Source organism: Streptomyces albidochromogenes (assembly GCF_005981925.1).
GTDB classification, from domain to species: Bacteria; Actinomycetota; Actinomycetes; order Streptomycetales; family Streptomycetaceae; genus Streptomyces; species Streptomyces albidochromogenes.
In genome coordinates, this window is record NZ_VBVX01000418.1 from 1 (window position 1) to 4,875 (window position 4,875).

The window sequence follows — 4,875 nt, forward strand, 5'->3', positions numbered from 1 at the left end:
CTCCCCGCCCGCCCCGCCGGCAGCCCGGCGGCCCTCCCTTGAACATCCTTCCGAAAGGCACGGACCACGCCATGTTCGACATCGATCACTACCTCACGACACTCGGCCACAGCGGCCCGCCGCCCGCCGCGACCCTGGAGACGCTGCGCGTCCTCCACAAGGCGCATCTGATGGCCGTTCCCTTCGACAACTTCCTCAACGAGGAGCGCGGCACGGCGATCTGGGACGGTGTCGACATCGACGTCGACACCGTCTTCAAGGAGGTCGTCGTCGGCGGTCGCGGTGGTGTCTGCTACGAACTCAACGGACTCTTCCGTGAGTTGCTGGGCCGGCTCGGCTTCGAGGTCGTCGTCTTCTCGGCCGGTGTCCGCGGCCCGGACGGCAGCTTCGGTCCGGAGCTGGAGCACCTCTTCAACGGCGTACGGATCGACGGCGACTGGTACCTGGCCGATGTCGGCTACTCGGGTCCCTCGCTGATCGAGCCGGTACGGGTGTCCCCCGAGGCGCAGGAGCAGTACGGCAGCCAGTTCCGGGTCGTCGAGCAGTCCGCCGCCGATCCCGACGGTACGGGCTTCCACTACCTGGAGCGCAAGCCGCGCGACGGCGAGTGGGGCACCATCCACCGCTTCCGGCTCAAGGCGCGGAGCTTCTCGGAGTGGCTCGACCACGAGAACCCGGTCCTCGACGAGTACGCCCGGATGCTCGCCGCCAACGTCACGTACATACGGGGCCGGGCCCTGGAGAACGGGCAGATGACGCTGACCGGCCGCCGTCTGCTGACCGTCGAGGACGGGCGTGAGCAGGTGCGGGTGCTGGTGAAGCAGCCCGACCTGGACGCCGTGATCAAGCACATCCTGCTGCAGGACTGACCCTGCACCGCCACTCACGAAGGAGGAGTACACGATGTCTGCGTCGGCCGAGAGTGCGCTGTGGTGGCCCGATGACGTGGCGGATCTGCTCGTCGTCGGTTACGGCCCGGTGGGGCAGGTGCTGGCGAATCTGATGGCCCAGCGGGGCCGCCGGGTGATCGTTGTCGAGCGGCACCCCAGGCCGTACACGATGCCGCGCGCCGTCGCCTTCGACGGCGAGGCGGCCCGCGTCCTGGCGGCGGCCGGGGTCGCCGGCCACCTCGCCTCGGTGGGCGAGCCGTCGGGCGACTACATGTGGCGCAACGGCGCCGGGCAGGACCTGCTCTACATCGGCGCCGCCGAGGAGCACGGCCGCAACGGCTGGCCCGAGTCGACGTCCATGTACCAGCCGGGCCTGGAGGAGGCGCTGATCGCGCGCGGCAAGCGGCTCCCGGAGCTGACCGTGCTGCGCGGGTACGAGGCGGTCGACCTGGCCGAGACGGACGACGGTGTCGAGCTGGCCGTGCGGAGCGCGGACGGGACGCGGCGCCGGTTGCGCTCGCGCTGGATCGTCGGCTGCGACGGGGCGAACAGCTTCGTACGCCGGCACATCGGCACCCCGGCCACCGACCTGGGCTTCCACCACGAGTGGCTGATCTGCGATCTCGTCCTGCACGACCGGCGCGAGTTCACGCCGAACAACCTCCAGATCTGCGACCCGGCCCGGCCCCGTACCCAGGTGTCGGCCGGTCCCGGGCACCGGCGGTGGGAGTTCATGCTGCTGCCGGGCGAGACCAGGGAGGAGATGGACACGGCCGAGACCGCGTGGCGGCTCCTGGAGCTGTGCGGGATCACTCCGGACGACGGGGTGATGGAGCGGCACGCCGTCTACGCCTTCCAGGCCGCGACCTGCCGGCAGTGGCGCTCCGGGCGGTTGCTGATCGCCGGGGACGCGGCGCACCTGATGCCGCCGTTCGCGGGGCAGGGCATGAGTTCGGGGTTCCGGGACGCCGCCAACCTCGTGTGGAAGCTGGATCTGGTGCTCGCGGGCCTCGCCGACGCGTCGCTGCTCGACTCGTACACCGAGGAGCGGCGTACGCACGTGCAGCACGCGATCGGGATGTCGGTGAACCTCGGCAAGGTCATCTGCCAGACCGACGCCAAGGCCGCCGCCGACCGCGACGCGGTGATGATCGCGGCCCGGGAGCGCAACCTGGCCCGCCCGCAGCAGTCGCCGTTCCATCCGCTCACCAAGGGGCTGCTGGACCGGGACGAGAAGGGCAGGCGGCGGCCCGGGTCCGGTGACCAGGTGCCGCAGCCGAGGGTCGCGGCCGCGGGCGGCGAGGGGCTGTTCGACGAAGTCGTCGGACGGGGCTTCGTGTTCGTCTCCCGGGACGATCCGAACGAGCTGCTCGACGCCGGGGACCGGGAGTTCCTGGCCGGCCTGGGGGCGCGGCTGGTGTGGCTGCGCGACGCCGACGGCGTCGCGGACACCTCGGGCCGCCTCGACGCCGTGGTCGACGTCGAGGGCACGTACGGGGCGTACCTGGACGGGATCGGGGCGCGGAGCGTTCTGGTGCGGCCCGACACGTACGTCTACGGCGCGGCGTCCGACGGCGCTTCGGCGGCGCGGCTCGTGGCCGGCCTGCGGGAGCACCTGGCTCCGGTACCGGTGGCATGAGCACGCGGCGCGGGGCGTGCGGCACCCGGTCCGCCCCGCGCCGCACGCGCGGGGCGCCGCGGCGGTCAGCCGGCCAGTACGGGCGCGCGGTCGGCCTCCGCGGCGGCCAGGACGTCGTCGTAGTCGGCGCGGGCCCGGTCGATCTCGTGCAGGTGGCGCTCGGCCCAGCCGGTCAGCAGGACGAGCGAGTCGTACAGCTCGCAGGCCATCGGCGTGGCGGTGTACTCGACCTTCGGCGGCACCGTCGGGTACACGGTCCGGGTCAGCAGGCCGTCCCGCTCCAGGTTGCGCAGGGTGAGCGTCAGCATGCGGCGGCTGATGCCCTTCACCTGGCGCTCCAGTTCGGTGAAGCGGGCCGGGCCCTGCGTGGTGACCAGCAGGATGCCGATGCTCCACTTGCCGCTCACCCGGCCGAGGACCTCAAGAACCGAACAGGCGGACTGCGCGGCAGGAGTTTCGCACTGCTTCACGGCGCTGACCTCGGTGGTCACACCGGTGTTCCCCTGAGACATAAAAGTGCCTCCTTCCCATCGAGTTCATGGTCCCAGACCATGAACTCTGTAACAAGACGTGCACTTAGGCAGCCGCCCTGAGTCAGCCGCACTCGTCAGCCCATGTGCAGCACTCCCCCCTTCCGTTGCCGGACAAGAAAGTTGAGATCCGTGACCTCACAAACGAAATCCAGTTCGCGCGGGCTGGCGCTCGCCATTCTCTGCGCGATGCAGCTGATGATCGTCCTGGACGGGACGATCGTGACCGTCGCCCTGCCGACCATCCAGAACGACCTGGACTTCTCCCAGAGCGGTCTGTCCTGGGTGGTCAACTCCTACCTGATCGCGTTCGCCGGACTCCTCCTCCTGTCCGGCCGGCTCGGTGACCTGATCGGCACCAAGAAGGTGTTCCTGGCGGGTCTGGTCACCTTCACCGCCGCCTCGTTCCTCTGCGGCGTCGCCACCACGTCGGAGCTGCTGATCGCCGGCCGCTTCCTCCAGGGCGTGGGCGCCGCGCTGGCCTCCGCCGTGGTGCTCGGCATGATCGTCGGCCTGTACCCCGAGCCGGGCGAGCAGGCCAAGGCGATGGGCATCTACGGCTTCGTCTCGGCCGGTGGCGCCTCGGTCGGCCTGATCGCCGGCGGTGTCATCACCGAGACCCTGGGCTGGCACTGGGTGTTCCTGATCAACCTGCCGATCGGCGCGGTGGCGCTGGTCGCCGGTCTGCGCCTGCTGACCGGACGGCCGGGTCTCGGACTGCGTGCCGGTGCCGACGCGATCGGCGCCGTCCTGGTCACCGCGGGTCTCTCGCTCGGTGTCTTCACCATCTCGCAGGTCGCCGAGGACAAGCACAGCAACGGTGAGCTCGGCCTGTACGGCGCGATCTCGGTGCTGCTGCTGGGCGCGTTCGTACTGCGCCAGGCCAAGGCCGCCAAGCCGCTGCTCGCCCTGCGCATCTTCCGCAACCGCGAGATCTCCGGCGCCAACATCGCGGTGGTCCTGCTCTTCGCGGCCGGTTTCGGCTTCCAGTTCCTCAACGCCCTCTACCTCCAGCGCGTCCTCGGCTTCGACTCGATGCAGACCGGCCTGGCGTTCCTGCCGGCGCCCATCGTCATCGGCACCATGTCGCTGTTCTTCACGGCGAAGCTCACCGCCCGCTACGGCACCCGCCGGGTACTGCTGACCGGTCTGCTGTTCCTGGGCGTCGGCCTGCTGCTGCTCAGCCGGGCGCCCGTCGACGGCAACTACGCCACGGACGTCCTGCCGACCCTCGTCATCCAGGGCTTCGGCATGGGCCTCACGGTCCCGGCGGTCATCATGCGGGCCATGTCGGGCGCCGCGCCGGCCGACGCCGGTCTGGCGTCGGGCCTGAACACCACCGCCCAGCAGGCGGGCGCCGCGGTCGGTCTCGCGGTCCTGGCCACCGTGGCCACGTCGTACAGCAACTCGCTGGTCAGCAAGGGCACCGAGCAGGTCGAGGCGCTGCGGGACGGCTACGGGCTCGGGTTCCAGTTCTCGGCCGGGTTCGTCTTCCTCGCCTGGCTCGTGACCTTCTTCGTCCTGCGGGACAAGCCGGCCGCGCAGGAGCCCGGCGCGTCGGAGCAGCCGTCCGACCAGGCGGCCTCCCCCAGCGCCGCGGCGGTGACGGTGCACTGACCCGCTGAACCAACGGACGGGAGCGCGGCCGGTGTTGTCTGCCGACCGCGCTCCGGTCCGTTGGCCGTTGGCCCTGGTGCCAACGGCACCCGTTGAAGCAGACCGGCAAGCAGGCACGCGACAGAGCGAGAGGTGTTCACCGTGGCGGACAGGATCCGAGTGGGAGTGGTAGGGGCGCATGCCGAGCGGGGCTGGGGGC

The 4,875-nt window shown here is 70.8% G+C and carries 4 protein-coding genes; 3 read left to right on the forward strand and 1 reads right to left on the reverse strand.

Features of this window, described 5'->3' with window-relative positions; genetic code table 11:
* Positions 1 to 71 precede the first annotated feature (71 nt).
* On the forward strand, positions 72 to 869 hold the full coding sequence (locus E2E34_RS31500; RefSeq protein ID WP_138905264.1) for an arylamine N-acetyltransferase family protein: 798 nt from the start codon (positions 72 to 74) through the stop codon (positions 867 to 869).
* Positions 870 to 1,002: 133 nt separating this feature from the next.
* The gene (gene mhpA, locus E2E34_RS31505; protein ID WP_425573461.1) at positions 1,003 to 2,529 is read left to right on the forward strand and encodes a bifunctional 3-(3-hydroxy-phenyl)propionate/3-hydroxycinnamic acid hydroxylase MhpA; all 1,527 of its coding nucleotides are present in this window, start codon (positions 1,003 to 1,005) and stop codon (positions 2,527 to 2,529) included.
* A 65-nt stretch (positions 2,530 to 2,594) separates the two neighbouring features.
* Here the strand turns inward: mhpA and E2E34_RS31510 are convergent, their stop codons facing one another.
* Complete coding sequence (locus tag E2E34_RS31510) at positions 2,595 to 3,041, reverse strand: winged helix-turn-helix transcriptional regulator (protein WP_138905266.1); 447 nt, start codon at positions 3,039 to 3,041, stop codon at positions 2,595 to 2,597.
* Between the two features lie 207 nt (positions 3,042 to 3,248).
* Between E2E34_RS31510 and E2E34_RS31515 the strand changes: the two genes are divergently transcribed.
* Positions 3,249 to 4,676 carry an MFS transporter gene (locus E2E34_RS31515; RefSeq protein WP_138905267.1) on the forward strand — a complete coding sequence of 476 codons (1,428 nt, stop codon included), beginning with the start codon at positions 3,249 to 3,251 and terminating at the stop codon, positions 4,674 to 4,676.
* Positions 4,677 to 4,875 lie beyond the last annotated feature (199 nt).

Coding starts and splice junctions, on each gene's coding strand:
- E2E34_RS31510 (WP_138905266.1), bottom strand. CDS start 3,041: ATGTCTCAGGGGAACACCGGTGTGACCACCGAGGTCAGCGCCGTGAAG.
- E2E34_RS31515 (WP_138905267.1), top strand. CDS start 3,249: ATGCAGCTGATGATCGTCCTGGACGGGACGATCGTGACCGTCGCCCTG.
- mhpA (WP_425573461.1), top strand. CDS start 1,003: ATGGCCCAGCGGGGCCGCCGGGTGATCGTTGTCGAGCGGCACCCCAGG.
- E2E34_RS31500 (WP_138905264.1), top strand. CDS start 72: ATGTTCGACATCGATCACTACCTCACGACACTCGGCCACAGCGGCCCG.